General features: G+C 76.1%; 16 protein-coding genes. 5 read left to right on the top strand and 11 right to left on the bottom strand.

Annotated elements, in window-relative coordinates:
• Nucleotides 1–7 precede the first annotated feature (7 nt).
• The gene (locus ACFU9A_RS19300) at nt 8–571 is read right to left on the bottom strand and encodes a TetR/AcrR family transcriptional regulator (protein ID WP_430576907.1); all 564 of its coding nucleotides are present in this window, start codon (nt 569–571) and stop codon (nt 8–10) included.
• An 83-nt stretch (nt 572–654) separates the two neighbouring features.
• Here ACFU9A_RS19300 and ACFU9A_RS19295 point away from each other — a divergent pair, with 83 nt between their 5' ends.
• Nucleotides 655–1,557 (top strand): SDR family oxidoreductase, encoded by a 903-nt coding sequence (locus tag ACFU9A_RS19295; RefSeq protein WP_430576906.1) that lies wholly within the window; start codon nt 655–657, stop codon nt 1,555–1,557.
• A 28-nt stretch (nt 1,558–1,585) separates the two neighbouring features.
• Here ACFU9A_RS19295 and ACFU9A_RS19290 read toward each other — a convergent pair whose 3' ends face one another.
• Nucleotides 1,586–2,167: a 1-acyl-sn-glycerol-3-phosphate acyltransferase gene (locus tag ACFU9A_RS19290; protein ID WP_430576905.1), complete on the bottom strand. Its 582-nt coding sequence runs from the start codon at nt 2,165–2,167 to the stop codon at nt 1,586–1,588.
• Between the two features lie 83 nt (nt 2,168–2,250).
• Here ACFU9A_RS19290 and ACFU9A_RS19285 point away from each other — a divergent pair, with 83 nt between their 5' ends.
• The 3 genes from ACFU9A_RS19285 to ACFU9A_RS19275 all read left to right on the top strand — a co-directional run bounded on the left by ACFU9A_RS19285 (nt 2,251) and on the right by ACFU9A_RS19275 (nt 4,584).
• Complete coding sequence (locus tag ACFU9A_RS19285) at nt 2,251–2,910, top strand: TetR family transcriptional regulator (protein WP_430576904.1); 660 nt, start codon at nt 2,251–2,253, stop codon at nt 2,908–2,910.
• Nucleotides 2,907–3,932, top strand: coding sequence for a formyltransferase family protein (locus tag ACFU9A_RS19280; RefSeq protein ID WP_430576903.1), 1,026 nt, complete (start codon nt 2,907–2,909; stop codon nt 3,930–3,932). Before ACFU9A_RS19285 ends, ACFU9A_RS19280 begins: the two co-directional genes overlap by 4 nt.
• 271 nt (nt 3,933–4,203) lie before the next feature.
• Nucleotides 4,204–4,584 (top strand): VOC family protein, encoded by a 381-nt coding sequence (locus ACFU9A_RS19275; protein ID WP_430576902.1) that lies wholly within the window; start codon nt 4,204–4,206, stop codon nt 4,582–4,584.
• Nucleotides 4,585–4,602: 18 nt separating this feature from the next.
• On the opposite strand, the gene ACFU9A_RS19270 is transcribed toward ACFU9A_RS19275, so the two are convergent.
• A complete protein-coding gene (locus ACFU9A_RS19270) occupies nt 4,603–5,790 on the bottom strand; it encodes an SLC13 family permease (protein ID WP_430576901.1) in 1,188 nt (395 codons plus the stop codon).
• Between the two features lie 102 nt (nt 5,791–5,892).
• Here ACFU9A_RS19270 and ACFU9A_RS19265 point away from each other — a divergent pair, with 102 nt between their 5' ends.
• Nucleotides 5,893–6,480, top strand: coding sequence for a hypothetical protein (locus ACFU9A_RS19265; RefSeq protein WP_430576900.1), 588 nt, complete (start codon nt 5,893–5,895; stop codon nt 6,478–6,480).
• A 54-nt stretch (nt 6,481–6,534) separates the two neighbouring features.
• Here ACFU9A_RS19265 and ACFU9A_RS19260 read toward each other — a convergent pair whose 3' ends face one another.
• The 8 genes from ACFU9A_RS19260 to ACFU9A_RS19225 form a co-directional block, all read right to left on the bottom strand.
• Nucleotides 6,535–7,398, bottom strand: coding sequence for a phosphotransferase family protein (locus tag ACFU9A_RS19260; RefSeq protein WP_430576899.1), 864 nt, complete (start codon nt 7,396–7,398; stop codon nt 6,535–6,537).
• A 9-nt stretch (nt 7,399–7,407) separates the two neighbouring features.
• Entirely contained in the window at nt 7,408–10,779 is a 3,372-nt protein-coding gene (locus ACFU9A_RS19255) for an ATP-binding protein (RefSeq protein WP_430576898.1), read from the bottom strand.
• 92 nt (nt 10,780–10,871) lie between these two features.
• Nucleotides 10,872–13,802 (bottom strand): FG-GAP-like repeat-containing protein, encoded by a 2,931-nt coding sequence (locus ACFU9A_RS19250; protein ID WP_430576897.1) that lies wholly within the window; start codon nt 13,800–13,802, stop codon nt 10,872–10,874.
• On the bottom strand, nt 13,802–16,357 hold the full coding sequence (locus tag ACFU9A_RS19245; RefSeq protein WP_430576896.1) for a S8 family serine peptidase: 2,556 nt from the start codon (nt 16,355–16,357) through the stop codon (nt 13,802–13,804). Before ACFU9A_RS19245 ends, ACFU9A_RS19250 begins: the two co-directional genes overlap by 1 nt.
• A gap of 107 nt (nt 16,358–16,464) precedes the next feature.
• Entirely contained in the window at nt 16,465–17,847 is a 1,383-nt protein-coding gene (locus tag ACFU9A_RS19240; protein WP_430576895.1) for a hypothetical protein, read from the bottom strand.
• Complete coding sequence (locus ACFU9A_RS19235; RefSeq protein ID WP_430576894.1) at nt 17,844–18,434, bottom strand: RNA polymerase sigma factor; 591 nt, start codon at nt 18,432–18,434, stop codon at nt 17,844–17,846. The genes ACFU9A_RS19240 and ACFU9A_RS19235 overlap by 4 nt, the downstream gene beginning before the upstream one ends.
• Nucleotides 18,435–18,534: 100 nt before the next feature.
• Complete coding sequence (locus tag ACFU9A_RS19230) at nt 18,535–18,966, bottom strand: universal stress protein (RefSeq protein ID WP_430576893.1); 432 nt, start codon at nt 18,964–18,966, stop codon at nt 18,535–18,537.
• Nucleotides 18,963–20,507 carry a tripartite tricarboxylate transporter permease gene (locus ACFU9A_RS19225; RefSeq protein WP_430576892.1) on the bottom strand — a complete coding sequence of 515 codons (1,545 nt, stop codon included), beginning with the start codon at nt 20,505–20,507 and terminating at the stop codon, nt 18,963–18,965. The genes ACFU9A_RS19230 and ACFU9A_RS19225 overlap by 4 nt, the downstream gene beginning before the upstream one ends.
• Nucleotides 20,508–20,510: the final 3 nt, after the last annotated feature.

Here is a 20,510-nt window from a genome sequence, read left to right as displayed (position 1 = left end):
CGCGAGCCTAGACCCGGGCCTGGGCGCGCAGGGCGGCGAGCGCGTCGCGCACCTCGTCCGCGACGGGCCGCGCCTGACCGGAGGCGATCCACGCCTCGAACCCCACCCGGAACGCCGCGACCCCGGCCTCCGCGACCATCGACGCGGCGGGCTCCGCGGAGCCACGGTCCCGCAGCGCCGCCGCGGCGGCGTCGCGCAGCGCGGAGAGCTTGAGGAGCTCGCGCTCCTGCAGGCGGGGCGTGGCGGCGACGACCGCGGCGCGGCGGGCCGCGAAGTCGCGACGCTCGTCGAGCGCCGACGCCGCGGTGCAGAACGCCGTGCCGACGACGTCCAGCGGGTCGGCGTCGTCGGGCGCCTCGCGGACGGAGGACACCACGGCCTCCTCGAGCTCGTGCGAGCCGTCGAACAGCACCTCGCGCTTGTCCGCGAAATGGCGGAAGTAGGTGCGCTCGGTGACGCCGGCGCGCTCCGCGATCTGCGCGGTCGTCGTCTGCTCGAACCCCTGCTCGGCGTACAGGTCGAGGGCGGCACGCGTCATGCGTCCGCGGGCGTCGGGTTCCCATCGGGCCATGCCGGACAGTCTAGTGATGACAGTGCCAGACATCAGGTGTAGCGTGAGTGATGTCAGCAACTGACATCACCTGAGGAGAACCCATGCGCGTCTTCGTCACCGGAGCCTCCGGCTGGATCGGCTCCGCCACCGTCCCCCATCTGCTCGCCGCGGGCCACGAGGTCGTGGGGCTGGCCCGGTCCGACGCCTCCGCCCGTGCGGTCGAGGCCCTGGGCGCCACGGCCTACCGCGGCACCCTCGACGACGTGGCCGGCCTGCGGGCCGGTGCCCGCGACGCCGACGCCGTCGTCCACCTCGCGTTCAAGCACGACTTCTCGGACTACGCCGGCGCGGGCCGCACCGAGCGGGCCGTCGTCGAGGGCTTCGTCGACGAGCTTGCCGGCAGCGGGCGGCCGCTGCTGCTGGCGTCCGGGCTGGTCGGGGCGCCCGGGCAGGTCCTCACCGAGCGTGACCCGTCCACGTTCGCGGGGCCGGACGCGCCGCGCGGCGGCTCCGAGGGGCTGGCGCTCGACGCCGTGGAGCGCGGCGTCGGGTCGGTGGCCCTGCGGTTCTCGGCCACCGTGCACGGCGCGGGCGACCACGGGTTCACGTCGGTGCTGGTGCGGACGGCGCGCGAGCGCGGCGTCTCCGGCTACATCGGCGACGGGGCGAGCCGGTGGCCCGCCGTCCATGTGGACGACGCCGGGCGGCTCGTCGCCCTCGCGGTCGACAAGGCGCCCGCGGGCTCCGTGCTGCACGCCGTGGGCGAGGAGGGCGTCGTCCACCGGGAGATCGCCGAGGCGATCGGTCGTCTGGTGGGCGTGCCTGCCGTCTCCGTGGACCCGGCGGACGCGGCCGAGGACTTCGGCTGGCTCGGCACGTTCTGGGGCATGGACGCCGTCGCGTCGAGCGCCCTGACGCGCGAGCTGCTCGGCTGGGAGCCCACCGGCCCGACCCTGCTCGAGGACCTCGCCGCGGGGGCCTACGACCACGCGGCGCGCGGCTGACGCCGCGCGGTGGGCCGGGCGGGCCGGGTCAGGCCTGCCGGTCCTCGTCGGCCAGCCGCGGCTCGGTGCGCAGGGCCGGCCGCAGGCCCGCCTTGTCGGCGTAGAACGCGCGGATGTCGTCCATGTCGGCGCGCACGTCGCCGGTGAGGCGGAGGGTCGGGCCGAGGCCGGTGGTCATGGTGGTGCGGTCCACGTAGCCGAGCGTCACGGGGAGGTCGGCGGCGCGGGCGATGCGGTAGAAGCCGGACTTCCAGCCGTCGCCGGACCGTGTGCCCTCCGGCGTGACGACGAGGTGGAAGACCTCGCCGGCCCGGACGCGGGCGAGGACGTCGTCGACGACGCGGCTGGGGTCGCGGCGGTCGACGGCGATGCCGCCGAGCGCGCGCATCAGCGGCCCCCGCCAGCCGGCGAACAGGGTGTGCTTGCCCAGCCAGCGCACGTCGAGCCCGAGCCGCCACGCGATGGCGAGCATCAGCACGAAGTCCCAGTTCGACGTGTGCGGCGCGCCCACGAGCACGCCCGCCTGTGCCGGAGCGGGCTCGCTGCGGAGGGTCCAGCGGCTGAGCCGCCAGTAGGTGCCGGCGAGCGCCCGCCGCAGGGTTCTGAGCATCGGGCGACTCTACCGGCCGGCCCGGGGATGTGATGGAATCTGAACATGTTCAGCCTGAACGTGTTCAGAATCGGCCCGACGCGATGACGGGGCCGGAGGAGTCGACGCGGGACCTCGTCCGCCGCACGGCGCTGCGGATGTTCCGTGAGCGAGGCTTCGCGGCGACGACGATGCGGGCGATCGCCGCCGAGGCCGGGGTCGCGACCGGCGTCGCGTACTACTGGTTCGGGTCCAAGGGCGACCTGGTCCAGGAGCTCTACCTGGAGGTCAACGAGGACCACGCCCGGCGCGCGGCCGGCGCCCTGGAGGGGGCGGGCGGCGGCCTCGGGCCGCGGCTGCGCGCGCTGTGGCACGCGGGCATCGACGCGTTCGAGCCGTCGCACGACCTGGGTGCGGAGCTCGTCGCCGTCGCGATCCGTCCGGGTGCCGCCGAGAGCCCGTTCTCGTCCGCCTCCGCGGAGACCGCGCGCCTCAGCCGGGCCCTTCACGAGCAGGTCGTGGAGGGTTCGTCGACCCGGGTCCCCGCGGCCGTGCGCGAGGAGCTGCCGCGCCTGCTCTGGCTGGCCTGGCTGGGCGTGACCCTGTTCTGGGTGCACGACGGCTCGCCCGGGCGGCGCCGGACCCGCGCGCTCGTCGACGGCGCGGCGCCCCTGGCCGCCCGGCTGGTGCGGGTCGCGGGCCTGCCCGGCGTGCGGTCCGTCGTGGACGACGTCGTCGGCCTGGCGCGGCAGGTGGAGGCGTGAGCCGCGAGGCGGCGGCCGTCGCCGCGCGCACGTGCGCGTGGGCGTGCGTCGTCCTCCTCGCGGTCGTCGTCGTGGCGGCCTTCGTCGTGGGCATCGTGACGGCGGTGTCGGGGGACGACGGGACGGCGGGAGTGGGGACGGCGTTCTTCGGCCTCATGCTGTGGGCCGTCGTCGCGGCGGTGGCGTGGGCGCTGGGTTGGCCGCTGGGGATCGTCGTCGAAGGGCTGCTCGCGCGGGCGGGCGCCGGGACGGGATCGCGGGCGGTGGCACTCGCCGCGGCGGCGGGTGCGGTGGCCCTTGCGGCCGCGGCCGCCATCGGCTTCCTTCCCGAGGGGTGGGTGGTCGCGGTCGTCCTCGCCGTGGTGGGTGCGGCTGCTGCCGGGATCGGGCGTGTCGTGGTCGCCGCCCGCGACCGGCGCGCCGGCACGGACAGGGCCGATGCCCCGCTCCGCGTCGCGCTGGTGGGGTCGGGGGCGGGCAGCACCGCCGCGCACGTGCTGGAGGCGGCGCGCGCACCGGGGGCCGGGCTCGACGTGCGTCTGGTGGTGGGCAACAACAGCGGGTCGGGGATCTTCGACGTCGCCCGCGCGCACGGGGTGCCGACGGCGCACCTCAGCGGGGTCACGCACCCCGACCCGGTCGCCCTCGATGCCGCCCTCCTGTCCGCGCTCGAGGGTGCGGGGGTCGAAGTCGTCGTCCTCGCCGGGTACATGAAGAAGCTCGGGCCCCGGGTGCTCGCGCGTTACGAGGGCCGCGTCCTCAACACCCACCCGGCGCTCCTGCCGGAGTTCGGCGGCGCGGGCATGTACGGCGACCGCGTCCACGCGGCGGTGCTCGCGGCAGGGCGCCCGACGTCGGGGGCGACGGTGCACCTCGTGACGGCGGGCTACGACGAGGGCCCGGTCGTGGCGCAGGCCGAGGTCCCCGTGCTGGCCGGCGACGACGTGCCCGCGCTGCGGGCGCGCGTCCAGGCCGCGGAGAAGGGGCTCCTCGTCGACGTGCTGCGGGGCTGGACGCGCTGAGCCGGCGTGCCGCCGGGCGTGTCGTCGCCTCGCGCGGGCTGTCGTTTCGTGGTGAGTCGGCCAGACCGGATCGGTGACGGACAGGCCGCACCGGGGCCGCCCCAGCGGGAGATGACGTCTCGGCCGGAGTGGTGCCGGCTGGGCGGGCGCTGCTCCTGACCTGCCGACAGGACGAAAGACCACGGTGTCGGGGCGGCGGGGACACGCCGTGGGACACGCCGGGTGCCGGGTGCAGGGACCCGATGTCGGAGGGTCGCGGGACGCTGCACGGATGAGCGAGCACGCGCACGGCGTCCACCACACCATCGACTACGTGGAGCTTCCGGTCACGGACCTCGCGGCGGCGCAGGAGTTCTACGCCGCGGCGTTCGGCTGGGAGTTCACCTCGTACGGCCCCGGGTACGCGGGTATCCGCACGGCCGCGGAGCGCGCCCCGGCGGAGGCGGGCGGGCTGCGTCTCGCGGAGGCGGGCGAGGTGTCGCGCGGCGGTCCGTTCGTGCTGCTGTTCTCCGACGACCTCGACGCGACCCTCGCCGCCGTCACGCGGGCGGGCGGGCGGGTCGCCGCAGGGCCCTACGAGTTCCCCGGTGGGCGCCGGTTCCACTTCCTCGACCCGAGCGGCAACGAGCTCGGGGTGTGGGCCACGTCCTGACCGGCGCTGCCGGCGGCCTCAGCCCGCCGCGGCGAGCGCCAGCACCCCCGCCGCGACGGCGAGGGGCGCGACGACGACGCCCTGGGCGACGACGCGGCGCACCAGCCCGGCGGGGGCCGAGAACGTGTGGCGCCGGTACTGCTGCAGCCACAGGAGCGTGGCGAGCGACGCCCACGGGGTGATCAGCGGGCCGGCGTTCACGCCGACGAGGAGCGCGGCGAGCCGGGCGTCGTCACCGGTGACCGTCGGCGCGAGCGCGAGGTAGGCCGGCAGGTTGTTCACCGCGTTGGCCGACGTCGCGCCGACGGCGGCGACCTGGGCGAGGCTGCCGGCGTCGTCGCCCGTGCCGACGAGCGGGGCGAGGAGCTCCGTGAGCCCGTGCGCGTGCCAGGTGCCGACGACGACGAACAGGCCCGCGGTGACCACGACCGTGCGCCACGGCACGAGCTCCCGCACCGGGACGGGCAGCGGGGCCCGTCGCCACGCCGTCGCCACGCCCAGGACGGCGGTGGCGCCGAGCGCCACGGGCAGCACGGGGAGCTCGGCCGCGAACCCGGCGCCCATGAGCAGCACGACGACCGCCGCGACGCGCAGCAGCACCGGGTCCGCCGCCGCACGCCGCGCAGGGACGGCGTACCTGCCGCGCAGGGCGGACGCGTGCAGGGCCGCGAGCGCGAGGAGCACGACCGCGAGCACGGCCAGTGCGGGCGCGGCCATCACCCCGAGGTAGCCCCCGTCGAACGACGGCGCCGCCATGAGGTTGGTCAGGTTGGAGACGGGCAGGAGCAGCGAGGCCGTGTTGGCGAGGGCCAGCACGGTGAGGGCCAGGGGGAGCGGGTCGCGGTCGAGGCGCCGCGCCACCGCGACGACGGCCGGGGTGAGCAGCACCGCCGTCGTGTCGAGGGACAGCACCACGGTGCACGTCGCCGCGGCGCCGGCCACGAGCAGCCACAGCACCCACGCGCGGCCGCGGGCGAGGCGGGCGGCGCCGTCCGCCACCGCGTCGAAGAGCCCGGCGCCCGCGCAGAGCTCCGACACGACCGTCAGCAGCACGACGAACCCCAGCACCGGGCCCGTCAGGGCGGCGAGGGAGCGGGCGTCCTCGGCGGGGAGCGCGCCCGTCAGCGGCAGGAGGACGACGAGCAGCAGCGCCGGCACCCACAGGGGCGGAAGGAGCTTCCGGACCCGGCGGCCGGGGCCGGTCATCGCCGGCTCGCGGGGCGTGTCACGGGCCGAGCGTAGTGCGCCGCCCCGGAGTTCCTCGGGTCGGGACGGTAAGGATCGGGCCCCTGCCGGCAACTGAGGGGTATGAGCACACGCCGACGACGCCCTGGGGACGCCTCCGCCGCGCTGCTCTTCGCCCTGGTGGCGGTGGGCTGCACGACCGTGTGGGTGGTCTGGGCCGGCGTGGTGATGCTCATGGCGCCGGACGCGCCGCGGGCCGCCGGCTGGGTGTGCACGGTGGCCGGCGTGGTGGTGCTCGTGGCCGTCGGGCTGCTGGTCGCGTCGCTGCTGCGCGGGCCGGTGCGGATCGTGCCCCTCGACGCGTCGGGCACGCACTGGTCCCTGCGGGCCGCGCCCGTGCCGCTGCGGATGGCGAGCTCCGCGTCGCTGGCCGCGGGGTCGCGCGGGGAGGCGCTCGCGGCGCAGGTGGTCCGGGCGGCGACCCGCGACGACGTCACGCGGCGGGCGAGCACCTCGCGGGCCGTGCTGGTGCTGCAGCAGGTCCTCGAGCTCGCGCGGCGCCCGCAGGACGAGCAGTGCTCCGCGGGGGGCGAGGCCGAGTGGGCGCGTGTGCGCGCGTCCGTCGTCGACCTCGCCCTGCGGGCGTCCGACCACCCGCCGCACCCCGTCACCCTGCTGCCGTGGGAGGAGCACCTGGCCGCCCCGCGCTGAGTGCTGCTGGCGGCGCCCGCCCGACCGGATCAGGGGCCGGCCGGGCGGGCGCCGTCAGCGTCCACGGGCCCCGGCCGCCGCCTCGGCCAGCACCTCGGCGACGCGGCGGTGCCCCTCCGCCTCGAACTCCTCGTCGCCCACCTGGTACGCCCACACGGCGGTGCCGATCGCCTCGCGCACCCGGGAGCGGAACCACGCCGCGGGCTCGCGGGGGTCGCGCCCGTACCCGGCGAAGAACGCCGCCTCCGCGTCCGGGTGCCGCCGGAACTCGCGTGCGGCGAGCCGGTCGAGGTCGCTGGCCGCGGGCCGCAGGTCGGCGCGGCCGAGGTCGATGACGCGTACCGTGCCGCCGTCGTCGACGAGCCAGTTGCGGGCCTGCCAGTCGCCGTGCGTGGGGACGAGGACGGCGGGCGGCGTGGGCCACGACCGGATCAGCGCCCGTAGCCGCGCCACGTCGCCGGGGGCGATGCGGTGCTCCTGCGCGAGCCGGCGCTCCGCGTTCGCGTCCGCACGGGCCTCGTGCTCGACGTCCTCGACGGCGAGCTGGCCGTGCAGCGCGGCGAGCAGCCGCCCCGCCTGCTCGTACGTGCCCGGGTCGGACGCCGCCGCCGGCACGTCCTGCACCAGCCGGCCCGGCTGGTAGGTGGTGACGAGCAGGCGGGCGTCCGCGTCGGCGTGCAGCAGCCGGCCCACCCGGTCGCCCGCGTCGGCGAGCCACGGCCCCGTCCACTCGCGGTGGGCGCGGATCTCCCGCGCGATGTGGTGGTCGCTCTCCCCGCCCGCCTTCGCGACGACCGTCCGCCCACCGGCGGCGACGCGCAGCACGGTGGTCTCCACCAGGCCCCAGCTCATGTCGGCCTCGACGCGCGCGCCCGGGAGCCAGGTGGCGAGCAGCTCGCGCTGCCGGTCGGTGAGCATCGCGCCAGGCTATCGACCGGCGAGCAGGCCCCGACGCGCCTCGGCCGCGGCGGCCGCGGCGGCCGGGTACGGCAGGGCGTCCGCCAGCGCGGCGGCACGGCCGAGCACCGCGTCGGCAGCGGCCGCGTCGCCGAGCCGGTGCAGGGCGACGGCCTGCACCACCTGGGCGTCGACCTCCGCGAGCCGCTCCCCGGCACCCCGCGCGCGGTCCGCCTCGGCCGCCGCGAGGTCCAGCGCCCGCCGGGGGTCGTCGGCGCCGAGAGCGCACCAGGCGGCGAGGACCGGGGCGGGCTCGTCGTCGTCCTCGAGCGCCCGGAGCGCGTCGGAGGGTCGGCCCTCGCGCAGCGCCAGCTCGGCGAGGGCGGTGCTGGCCTCGTGCAGGGCCTGCCGGTCGGCGAGGGCTCGGGCCGACGACGCCGCCCGGTCGAGCAGCGGCCGCGCGTCGGCCGGCCGTCCGGAGAGGGTCAGGACCCGGCCGAGGACCGCGAGCGCGTACGGCAGGATCCACTCCGCCTCGCCCTCGGCACCGGCCACGGCCTCCTCGGCCAGGTCGCGGGCGGCGTCGACCTCGCCGAGGAGCAGGTGCAGCTCGGCGAGGTTGGCGCGCTCGAACGCCGCCGAGACGGGGTCGCCGGACTGCGCGACGAGGTCGAGGGCGCGCCGGCCGATCGCCACCGACTCGTCGAGCCGGCCCGCCCGCCGGGCGTTCTCGCGCTGCGACGAGAGGAGGTTGCCGAGCAGGGTCGGGTCGCCGTACGCCTCCGCGTGGGGGAGGCCCGTGTCTGCGGCCTGGACCGCCTCGCGGACGCGACCCGACTTCCCGAGGTTCGTCGCGCGCAGGGCGTAGGCGCGCGCGAGCAGGCCCTCGCGGGCCGACTCCGGCACGCGGTCGACGATCAGCAGCGCGCGGTCCACCGCAGCGACGCCGTCGGCGTGCCGGCCGAGCCGGCTCAGCAGGGTGGCCCACGCCAGGTGGTGGGCGGCGGCCTGCTCGGGGGAGGTGCGGGAGCGGGCGGGGTGGCGCTCCAGCACCTCCACCGCGGGGCCCAGGTCCCCCGTCCGGGCGAGCATCTCGGCCAGCCGGGACGCCGCGAGCACCGTGCCGTCGTGGTCCTCCCGCCGCACGAGCTCCGCGAGGGCCGGCCGCAGCACCCCCACCGACTGCTCGAACTGGCCCATGCGACGCAGCACCTGCCCGTGGTCGAGGCGCGCCCGGGCGGCGTCGACGTCGAGCCGGGCGACGAGGTCCCGGTAGTACCGGTCGGCGGAGTCGTTCGCGTACAGGGCGGCGGCGCGCTCGGCGGCGCGGCGCAGGTACTCGGCCGCACGGGGGTCGTCCGTGCGTGCGAAGTGCGACGCCAGGACGTCCACGTCCTCGGGCCTGCGGCGCAGCACGGTCTGCGCGAACGCGGCGTGCAGCCGCCGCCGCCGGACGGCGCTGAGCCGGTCGTAGCAGGTGAGCCGCACCAGCGGGTGGCGGAAGGCGAGACCCGGCTCGGCCCGCCCGTCGACCACGACCACGCGCTCCTCGACGAGGGACGCCGCCAGGGCGCGCTCCACCGCGTCCGCGGCCGCGGGGCCGGTGAGCGGCGGGTGCAGGCCGGACGCGGCGACGTCGAGCAGCTCGGTCAGCGCGGCGTCCCCGCCCGCGGCTGACAGCGCCTCCACCACCTGCCGCGCGTCGGGGTCGAGCCGGCCCAGCCGCTCGTCGACGAGCTGCCGCACCCCGAGGGGCGCGACGCCGTCGGCGCCGTCGTCGGAGGGGCCCGCCGAGCGGTCGGGGTCGCCGAGCCCGCGCGCGAGCTCGGCGGCGAACAAAGGGTTGCCGAGGGACAGCTCCCAGACGCGCCCGAGCCCGTCGGCCGCCGTGCCGCCGCCGAGGGCGTCCGCGGCCACGGCGAGGCACGCGGCGCGGTCGAGCCGCCCGACCTCCTCGGGCGTCGCGAGCCCGGCCCGCTCCAGCGACGTCAGCCCGACGCGGCGGGCGTCGCCCTCGGGCAGCTCCTCCCAGCGCAGCGTCACGAGGAAGCGCACGGGCGTCCCGGCCCGGGCGGCCCGCCGGGCGAGGTGGCCGAGCAGCTGGAACGACCCGGCGTCGGCGGCGTGCAGGTCGTCCAGCACGACGACGACGGGGCGCGCGGCGGCGAGGTCGCCGAGCAGCGCGGCGGTACCGCGGAAGAGCCGGTCCCGCTCCTCCTCGGGGCTCCGGCCGGCGCCGTCCGCGCGGCCGAGCGACGGCAGGAAGGCCGCCAGCTCCGGGTGCTCCGCCCCGACGCGGGCGCGCGCGCCGGCGCTCTGCTCGGCCAGCCAGCCGTCGAGGGCCTCCGCGAACGCCCCGTACGGCGTGTGCCCCTCGGCGTCGTGCCCCCCGCCCCACAGCACGGCGGCGCCGTCCGCGGCGGCGCGCCGCGCGACCTCGGCGACCAGCCGCGTCTTGCCCACCCCCGCCTCGCCCGACAGCAGCCGCACCGGTGGCCCGTCGTCGGCGAGGAGCCGCGCGAGCTCGGCGTCGCGGCCGCGCAGGGGCGCCGCGGCGGGGACCCGCAGGAGCGCGGGGAGCGCGGAGCCGGTGGGCGTGCCGCTCGGGGAGGCGTCGAGGGCGAGGCGGTGCAGGCGCTCCGTCTCGGGGCCCGGCCGGACGCCGAGCTCCGCGTCGAGGGCCTCGCGGCACGCGTGGTACTGGTACACCGCCCGCCGCCGCAGGCCCTGGTGCAGGAACGCCTCGATGAGCACCCGGTGCGCCAGCTCCTCCGCGGGGCTGTCGGCCAGCACGGCCTCGGCCGCGGCCACCGCTTGCGCGACGTCCCCGGCCGCGAGGTGGGCGGCCGCGAGCGCGAGCCGCACCTGCTCGTGCAGCGCGGCCAGCCGGTCGCGGCGCGGCAGCGCCCAGGTGGCGTACCGGTCCTCGGGCAGCAGCTCGCCGGTGAACAGGGCGAGGGCGTCCGCCAGGGCGGTCGGCCCGCCGGACGCGAGCGCGTCGACGGCGGCGGCCTCCGCGTGGTCGGCGTCGATCCACACGGTGGCCGGGTCGAGCCGCAGCAGCGCGCCGTCGGCCACCAGGTACGACGACGCGGCGCGCGGCGCGAGCTCGGGCTCGAGGGCGTGACGTGCCGCGTGCAGGGCCACCCGCAGGCTCCCCACCTGGGCCGACCCGTCCGCGTCGGGCCAGCAGACGTCCATCGCCTCCTCGCGGTGCAGCCGCCGCTCGGGCGAGACGGCGAGCAGCTTCACGAGCGTTCGGGCGCTGGGGCGCGGCCAGCGCTCCGGGAGCTCGGGGCCGCCGTCGCGGGTCACCCGGAACGCGCCGAGGAGGTGCAGCCGCAGCAGCGGGACGGGTCGCGCACGCGCGGCCCTCTCCTCGGGAGCGTGCCGCACGGTCATGACGCCCGACTGTAGTCGGGAGGACCCCTCGGCCTGGTGGGCCGAGGGGTCCTCGCCGCGACGGAGCCGCACCGGTCAGGTGCGGCCCGCCGTCACGCGTTGTCGATCGACAGGGTGATCGCCCCGCGGATCGCCGTGTACGGCAGGAGCTCGGAGTTGCCCACCATGCCGGCCGTCCGGTCGGCGTTGGCGTCGTCGTAGGCGAGCAGGAGGATCTCGTCCTTCCCGTCGCCGTCCAGGTCGGCCACGAAGTGCTCGCGCGCCCCGTTCGCGTCGAAGCCGGTGTCGGCCTTCGGGTAGTCGACGCCCGCCGTCATCACGGCAGGGTCGAAGAGGGCGACGAACTGCACGCCGCTGCGCACCAGGACGCGGGCCCCGCCGGGACCGGTGGCGAACGAGCCGCTCCGAATCTCGGGCAAGGTGCGGAGCTTGCCGTCCACGCCGTCGGCTCCGTAGGTCCGCAGCGAGACGAGGCTGCCCTCGAGCAGGCCCTCCTGCCCGGTGAACCAGTTCGCGAGGGTGGCGTAGCCGCCGGCCTGCGCCTCGTGGAGCAGCGCGCCCGAGCGTCCGTCGCGGATCTGGACCATGTTGGTCAGCTGGTTCTTGGGCAGCTGCTGGGCGTTGCCGCGGACGATGTACGTGAAGACCACCGCGTGGCCGTCGGCGTAGGGGATGTCCGGCGACGCGAACGTGCCGGCACGCAGCGGGACGCCGAGGACGGCGCCCTGGCTGATGGGGGGCGCCTCCGGTGTGAACGACCAGACCATCGAGCCGTTCTTGCCGTCGAGTGCGACGCCGCCGGTCGCAACGGGCTCCGTCGGAAGCTTCCCGCGGGTCTGGAACTGGGCGTACACCTTGCCGTCGGCGGCCGAGAGGTCGGCGAACGCCGGCGTCCCGATCGTCGCCGGGACGGCGTACTCCCACTTCAGCGCGCCCGTGCCCTCGTAGGCGCGGACCTTGTCGGTGGCCACGGCCACCTCGGCGGCGCCGTCCCCGTCGAGGTCGGAGGCGACGACGTTGCGCACGTACTCGCCGGCCGGGGCCGTCATGACGCTGAGGACCTTGCCGGTGCGGGCGTCGACGACCGCGGCCGCCGTGGAGGCGGCGACGACCAGCTCGTCGCGGCCGTCGCCGGTGGTGTCGGCCGTGACGACCTGGACCACCCGGCCGGGCAGGGTCGCGGCCCACATGCGCTCGGGGGATCCAGCGACCATCGAGGTGCCCCGGTACGCGTACAGCCCGTTGGACCCGCCGCCGAGGACGGCGTCGTCCGCCCCGTCCCCGTCGACGTCGACGGCCGCGGCCGTGGTGGCGGGACCCTCCAGCGGCTGGAGGGAGGTCTGCTTGCCGCTGCCGAGGTTGTAGACCCTGACGTTCTGGTTCGTGTCGACGGTGCGGATCCGCCAGCCCTTGCCCTCGACGAACGGCTGCGCGTACATCACCGAGCCGACGACGCCGCTCGTCTCCCACTTCACGGCGCCCTTGTTCCCGCTCAGCGCCGTGATCCGGGCGTAGTTGTTCGAGTAGCGGTTCTCCGCGACGGTCGCGTCCTCGTCGGTGCGCGCGGAGGCGATGATCTTGCCGTCCACCGCCTCGAGCCCCCACACGGGCGCGACGTCACCGTCGGCTGCGGTCCGCTTGACGGTGCGCGACCACAGCAGGCTCGCGTCGTCGCCGTCGAGGGCGCGGACGCTGTTGCTGGTCATCCAGTAGTCGTCCTGCAGGGTCGACTCGCTGACGGTGTACTCCGGCGCGGAGTCGCCCTGGATGTTGCCGACCTCCAGCGCGATCGCCATCGCGTTGACCCGCCGGACGAGCCCGGTGCGGGCGCCGTCCGCGGGGTCGTATGCGGCGATCTCGTAGGCCACGCCGTCGGCGGTGTCCGCCTGCTCGAGCGCCACGACCCGTCCCCGGGCGGCGTCCAGGTGCAGCTGGCGCACGTAGTTCCCGCCAGGGGTAGCCCAGCGGACGCTGCCGTCGGCGGTGTCGAGCACGAGGGTGGTGCCGTGGGCCTGCCCGTCGGGGGCGTACCGGCGCGCCTGGTTCCAGGAGGCGGCGAGCAGCCCGCCGCCGATGGGCTGCAGTGAGCCCCACTGGGCGCCGGTGTAGGTGCCGGCGTCGTAGGTCCACGACTCCGCCGGGGTGAGCGCGCCGGCGGAGTGGTCGAAGCGGATGCCGTGCAGGGTGGTCGCGGAACCCGCCGGCGAGTTGAGGTTGGCGAACGCCGAGTCGGCGATCACGAGGGTCTTGCCGACCAGCTTCACGTTGTAGACGGCTGCGTACAGCTTCGACCACACGGTCTTCCCGGTCGCGCCGTCCAGCACCGTGACGAAAGTGCCGTTGGGGAGCGACGAGCCGGGCGAGGTGAACGGCCGGTACGGCTGCACACCGACCTCGGCCGTGAAGACGACGTCGTCGACGCCGTCGCCCGTGAGGTCACCGGTGGTGACGCCGTCGTCCGACGCCATGGTGAACGGGGAGACGGCGTTGAAGCCCATCACGACCGCCGCCGGGTACGGCTCCTTCTGTCCCCGCAGAGGCGTGATCTGCCAGTCGGCGTCCAGGGACGTCGAGTCGCGCGACCAGAGCGGCGTGCCGTCGGCGCCGATGCGCTGGATCGGGGTGAGGCCGTTGACGGTGAAATAGTCGCCGTCCGCGCCCCCCACCGGGAACGTGGCCGCCATGCCCTGCGCGCCCTCGATCCCGGACTTCTTGGTCAGCTTCCACCGGCTGGTGGCAGTGAGCGACGCACCCGAGCTGGCGGTGCCGGCGTCCGTCGGGGCGTCGGCGTCGGCAGTCGCGGCGTCCACGGCGTCCTGCGCGGTCTCGCGCGGGTCGCCGAAGGACCGGCCGTCGCCGTAGACGTCCGGGGTGATCCGGTCGGCCAGCGTCTCGGCCTGGCCGTCCGTCAGGGTGAGGATGCCGCTGTCGTCCGCCTGGGCGGCGGGGGCCACGCTCACCGCCAGGCCGGCGACGACCAGTGCGGAGGCCAGGCGAACGCCCGGCCGTCGGATGTTTCTCATCAGGCGCCCTTCGGGGTGAAGCGGATGGCGGTCGCGTCGCTCAGGACGGACTCGTTGAAGGAGTAGCCCAGGCCGTCGCTGCCGGCCTGGTTCTCGATGCCCGTGGTGGCCGAGCCGCCGCGGGCGAGCGCGCCGGTCCCGAGACCCTGGTACTGCAGGGTCACCGCCCCGGAGGCCTCGTCGAGCACGGCCTCGAAGGACACCCGCACCGACGGGTCGGCGGCGAGCGCGGCTTGGGTCCAGACGATCGCGAAGCGCCGGGCGCCGGACTTGCCGGTGACCGCGGTCTTCACGTTGGACTTCTTGTCCAGGACGAGGTCGTCCCAGTACGCGGCGACGACACCGTGGGGCTTCGCGGCGTCGGGCAGAGCCGTGTTCGTGAAGTCGCCCAGGCGCGGCTGAAGGAAGTTGACCAGGCCGTTGGTGGTGACCGACGCGCTGGTGTACGTCACGCCGTAGTAGGTCACCGGGAACGGCAGGCTGATCGTGGTGGCGTCCTCGTCACCCGTGAGGCCGGTGCTCGTCGAGCCCTTGATCCAGCTGGACGTCACCGGGGCGCAGGAGTACGTGCCGCCCGCGTCGGTGCGGTGCGGCACCTGCACGTCGGCGGTCTCGTCCCCGTCGACCGTGAGCGCGCCGACGGAGACGCCGTTGCACACGAGCGGCGCCGCGGGGGCGACGCGGAGGCTGTAGGAGCCCTCGGCGACCTGCGGCAGCGTGTACGTCCCGTCCGCGGCGGTGGTGACCGAGGCGACGGGGGTGCCGGTCACCTCGACCGTGGCCCCCGCGAGGGGGGCACCGGTGACGTCCAGGACGGTGCCCGTCACTGCGTGCGAGGGGACCCGGGCGAGCGTGACGGCCTGCCTGACCGGCGAGCCGGTGACCAGCTCGACGCCGGCCAGCGTGCGCGGCGCGAAGCCGTACGTGGCGAAGGCGAAGTCGTAGGAGCCGGGGGCCAGCGTCAGCCGGTAGGAACCGTCGGCACCCGTGGCGACCGAGCGGGCCGTGCTGCCGGCGGTCGCCTTCACGACCACGCCGGGGACCGGGGTGCCGGACGCCCCGTCGGTGACCGTGCCGGTGACCGTCACCGCGGTGTGCGGGGCCAGCTCGACGGATGCGAGGGCGTCGAGCTTGCCGTCGCCCCACACGTTGTTCGCGTCGGCGGTGCCGCCGCAGTGCGTGTCGTCGACGTCACGCGCGCCCTCGTTCAGCAGCGCGCGGGTGCCCTCGATGTCGCCGATGAGCGACGGGGCGGCCGACCACAGCAGGGCCACCGCGCCCGCGACGTGGGGCGTAGCCATCGACGTCCCGTCGAGGGAGAGGTACGCCGAGCCCGGCCAGGTGGAGCGCACGTTCACGCCCGGGGCGGAGATGTTCGGCTTCGCCGAGCCGTCCACCAGCGAGGGGCCGAAGCCGGAGAAGCGCGCGATCTTGCCGGCGGCGTCGTAGGCGCCCACGCCGTACGCCGGGGCCTGCGCCCCCGGGGCCTCGGTGGTCGAGCAGGTCACGCCGTTGCCCTTGTTGCCGGCGGCGAACGCCTCGAAGATCCCGGCGGCGTTCCAGGCCTCGATGATGTCCTGGTAGAAGGCGGTCTTCCCACCGCCCCAGGAGTTGTTCACGATGTTCGGCGCCAGGTCTGGGCGCGGGTTCTGCCCGTTGCGGTCGGTGGGGGCGAGGATCCACTGGCCGGCATTCAGGAGCGACGAGTCGGAGCACTCGTCCGTCTCGCAGCCCTTCGCGGCGATCCACGTGGCGTTCGGGGCGACGCCGATGCCGCCCTTGGCGACCATCGTGCCCATCGTGTGGGTGCCGTGGCCGTTGTTGTCGCACGGGATGCCGCTGGTGCCGCACTCACCGGTCGCGTCGTAGAAGTTGTAGTCGTGCGTGAACGTGCCGTCGCCGTTGTTGCCGCGATAGTTCGCCACGAGGTCGGGGTGGTCGTACTGCACGCCCGAGTCGACGTTCGCGATGACGATGCCCTCGCCGCGGTCGTCGTACTGCGACCACACGTCGTCGGCGTTGATGTCGGCGACGCCCCACTCGGGGGTGCCGTCCGCGGCGGCGGTCGTGACCACGCCGGCGGGCGTCGCCTCGGTCTCGTCGAGCCGGTACGTCTTCTCCTTGACGATCGTCGCGACGTCGGAGCGCTTCGCCAGCGCCGCGACGAGGTCGGCGTCGCCCGTGACCTGGACGGTGTTCGCGATCCAGTAGTCCTGGTGCCCGACCTTCTCCTTGTCGAGGTAGGCGGTCAGCGACCGCTGGCTGGTCTTCGCGTGGTCGCGCAGCTCGGTGTAGGCGGCCTTCGCCCGGGCGGCGTGCGACCGCTTCGCGCGCGGGGCGGACAGCGTGGCCTGGTCCTTCAGGACGACGAAGAAGGTGGCGTCCTTGCCGCCCTTGACGGCGCTCGTGAGCGCCGCGTCGATCTTGGGGCCCGCCGCGACCGACGGGTCGGTGTCGGCCGAGGCGGTCAGGGGGCCGGCCAGCAGTGCGGCCGCCGTGAGCGAGGCTGCGGCCCATACGGCGTGTCGGCGCCGGGACCGTCGGGGCAGTGGCATCGGAGCGCTCCTCCAGGGACAGGTGCAGGGTCCCTGAACGCTAGGAACGCGCCATTACTGAGGCGTTACCGGCCGGCCGGTGCGTGGGCACACCGGCCGGCCGGGGATCACGGGAAGGTGGGTGACTCGTGCCGTGAGCCGTCCTCGAGGTACCAGACGAGCCGGGCGTCGGTCCACTGGTCCTCGCTGAACCCGGTGCCCCAGACCAGCCAGTAGTCGCCCGCCAGCAGGGCGTCGAGCAGGGTGCCGTCGGGGATACGCAGCTGGACACGGGCGACGTCGTCGCCCGCCTGACCGACCAACGTGCGGGCGTCGTCCGAGCCGCCCCCGCCCAGGGCGGTCGCCTCGTCCCGCGCGGGAAGGTCGGAGATCGTGCCGCTCAGCGTGTGCCACGCCCTGTACGGGGGCTCGGCGTCCTGTCGGCACACGACGAACCGCTTCCCGTCGCGGGCGAGCACGGTGATGCCGTCGTCGCCGACTCGCTGCTCGAGCACCGGCCGCACCCCGGTGGCGTCGCGCCCGGGGGCGCAGGCGTCCCGGCGCGCCTCGGCGGGCGACGTCACGGTCGCGGGGTCCGCGGGCCACGCGCCCTCCAGCGGCGTGGACCGTTCGGACCCGTCCGTGGCGGTCCAGAGGAGGGTGAGCCGGGCGTCCGGCGGCACCTCGTCCCCGGGGAGCATGACCGCCCACTCGCCGTTCCCGATCGTCCGCACGTCGGTGGCGGGCCCGTCGTCCACGGACAGCCGGATCGAGCGGACGTCCTGCCCGGCTGCGCCCCAGGCGACGTACCAGTCGTCGTCGCGGACGCCGGCGGGCACCACCTCGTCGGGGCCGGGTTCGGCGGGGTGGTCGTCGGGCCACAGCGTGGTCGACGCGGAGGAGCTGCCCGCGTCACCGGCCTCCCCGCAGAACCCGGTGAGGCCGGCGTCGTCGGACCGCATCAGGACCAGCCGCGTCCCGTCGTCGCGGGACTCGGCGGCGAGCGAGCGCCACGCCTGCGGCTGCTCGACGTCGTCGGCCTGGTGCGCGGCGGTGGTGAGCCGCGACGCGCACGCGGACGGGGGCGGTCCGGCGGGCACCGGGGCCGGGGGCCGGCCCGTCAGCGCCAGCCCGACGGCGACCACGCCGACGACGCCCGCGGCCGCGGCGCCGAGCTGCACGCGCCGCCGGCGGCGCTCGCGGGCGGTGCGGCCCCGGCCCAGCGGGACGACGACGTCGTCGTCGTACGCGCCGACGGGGGTCACGACGGCCAGGCCGGTCGCGTCGGGGACGTCGTCCCCGCCGTCCTCGCGACGGTGGTCCCGGAGCTCCAGCACGTGGGCGTCGCCGACGCGGCGGCTGCGGGGGTCGCCGGGCCCGTCGAGCGTGGCGTCGAGCGCGGCGCGTGCCGCGGCGAGCCGCTCAGGGTCGGGGGACGTGGTGGGGGCGAGCCGGGCGAGGCGCTCGTCGACGCCTGCGGTGCTGCCCGAGGTGCTGCCTGCGGGGTTCATGCGGACCTCCTCGAGGGCGCGGGGGAGCGGGTGTCGTCGGTGCCCTGGCCGGCGGGGCCGTCCGCGGGGCCGTCGGCGAGCGAGGCCAGCCGGCGTCGGGCGCGGTGCAGGCGCACGTGGAAGGTCGCGGTGCTGCAGCCGGCGACGGCGGCGGCCTCGGGTGGCGCGAGCCCGTCCCACGCGACCAGGAGGATCGCCTCGCGCTCCCGCTCGGTGAGGTGGGCGAGAGCCCGGAGGAGGCCGTCGCGCTCGACGGCGAGCGCCTCGGGGGCGGCCTCCGGCAGCGGCGCGGACGCCGCGAGGGAGGCGAGCTCCTCGTCGAGGGTGCGCCGCCGGCGGGCCGCGCGGTGGGCGTTGCGCACGAGGTTGCGCGCCACGACCAGCAGCCACGGCAGCGCCGGGTCGGGGACGTCGTCGAGGCGGCGCCAGGCCACGAGGAACGTCTCGGAGAGCACGTCCTGGGCGGTGTCCGGGTCGGTGTGCCGCCACAGGTACGCCTGGACGCGGACGGCGTGCGCGCTCCACAGCGCGGACAGCCGTTCGCGCGGCTCGGCGGTGCCGTCGGGAGTGCCGTCGGGGATGCTCACACGACGTAGTGTCCCGGGCGGACCGGCCCTTACACGCGAGATCGGTCGTCCGTGGCGAGGCCGGTCCGGCAGGGGACCGACCTCGCCACGTCGCAGCGCGTCAGGCGGGCCGTTCCCCGGGCTTGACGGCCAGCACGGGGCACTCGGCGGTCAGCAGGATGCGCTGCGCGACGCTGCCCATGAGCAGCTTGCCCACCGGGCTGCGGTGCCGCAGGCCGACGACGACGAGCCGCGCGGACAGCTCGGACGCGACGTCGAGCACCTGCTCCGCGACGTCGCGGCCCATCTCCTGCCGCACCACGTGCGGCAGCCCGGTGCCGCGCAGCCGCTCGGCCAGGTCGGCGAGCCCGGCGGGCGCGGCGTAGCGCTCGTCGACGAGGGCGTCGCCACGGGTGCCGTTGACGACGGCGACGCCGCGCCCGCCCTCGCGGGCCCACGCGATCGCGTGCTCCAGCGCGGCGTCGCCGAACTCGTCGGGCGTCCACGCCACGACCACCCACCCGGCGGCCGGGGACGTCTCGTTCTCGATCACCGGAGTGCTCCTTCCGTCTCGGTGTCGTTCGCGGCCTCCGCCTCGGCCTCCAGCCGCGACTCCGTGCGCGACCGCCACCGCGACAGCAGCGGGCGGCCGGCGAGGGCGAGGGCCAGCACCACGTAGATGGCGATGGCCAGCGGCTCGCTCCACAGGATCGACGGGTCGCCGCCGGAGATGGTCAGCGCCTCGCGGAGCTTGGTCTCCATGAGCGGGCCGAGGATGACGCCCAGGATGAGCGGCAGCACCGGCAGCCCGAACCGCCGCATCGCCAGGCCCAGCAGGCCGAACACGAGCAGCAGGCCGATGTCGAACGGGTCGAGGTTCGTCGCGTACGCGCCGAGGCAGGCGAAGAACAGGATGCCCGCGTACAGCTGCGGCCGGGGGATGCGGAGCAGCCGCGCCCACAGGGGCGCCAGCGGCAGGTTGAGCACCAGCAGCAGCAGGTTGCCGATCAGCAGGCTGGCCAGCAGCGTCCACACCATGTCCGCGTGCTCGGTCATGAGCTGCGGGCCGGGCTGGATGCCGTACCCCTGCAGCGCCGACAGCATCACCGACGCCGTGGCGGTCACGGGCAGGCCGAGCGCCAGCATCGGCACCAGCATGCCCGCGGCGGACGCGTTGTTCGCCGCCTCGGGGCCGGCGACGCCCTCGATGGCGCCCTTGCCGAAGTCGCCGCGCTTGGACAGCCGGCGCTCGGTGACGTAGGAGAGGAACGTCGGCAGCTCGGCGCCGCCGGCCGGCAGCGCGCCGAACGGGAAGCCGAACGCCGTGCCGCGCAGCCACGGCTTCCAGGAGCGCTTCAGGTCCTCACGACCCATCCACGGCTGCCCGACGGGGACCACCTGGGCGGGCTTGCGACGCAGGTGGGCGGCCACCCACAGCGCCTCGCCGAGGGCGAAGATGCCGACCGCCACCACCACGATGTCGAGGCGGTCCACGAGCTGGGTGACGCCGAACGTCAGGCGCGGCTGGCCGGTGTTGAGGTCCAGCCCCACGAGGCCGATCGTCAGGCCCACGAACAGGGACATGAGACCGCGCAGCGGGCTCGACCCGAGCACCGTGGCCGTCAGGACCAGCGCCAGCACCATGAGGGCGAAGTACGACGGCGCGCCGATCTCGACCGCGACGTCGGCCAGCGACGGCGCGAAGAACGCGACCAGCAGGGTGCCGATCGTGCCGGCCACGAACGACCCGACGGCCGCCGTCGCCAGCGCCTGCGCGCCGCGGCCGGCGCGGGCCATCCGGCTGCCCTCCAGCGCCGTCATCACGGACGCCGACTCGCCGGGGGTGTTGAGCAGGATCGACGTCGTCGACCCGCCGTACATGCCGCCGTAGTAGAGCCCGGCGAACATGATGAACGCCTGCGTGGGCTCCAGCCCGAACGTCACGGGCAGCAGCAGCGCGATCGCCATCGCCGGCCCGATGCCGGGCAGCACGCCGACGAACGTGCCGAGCAGCACGCCCACCGCGGCGTACAGGAGGTTCATGGGGGTGAGGGCGGCGCCGAGGCCGTCCCACAGCAGTCCGAGGTTCTCCATCAG

Source organism: Isoptericola sp. NPDC057653 (assembly GCF_042799955.1).
GTDB lineage: Bacteria > Actinomycetota > Actinomycetes > Actinomycetales > Cellulomonadaceae > Isoptericola.
This window is presented reverse-complemented; position numbering and strand designations above follow the sequence as displayed.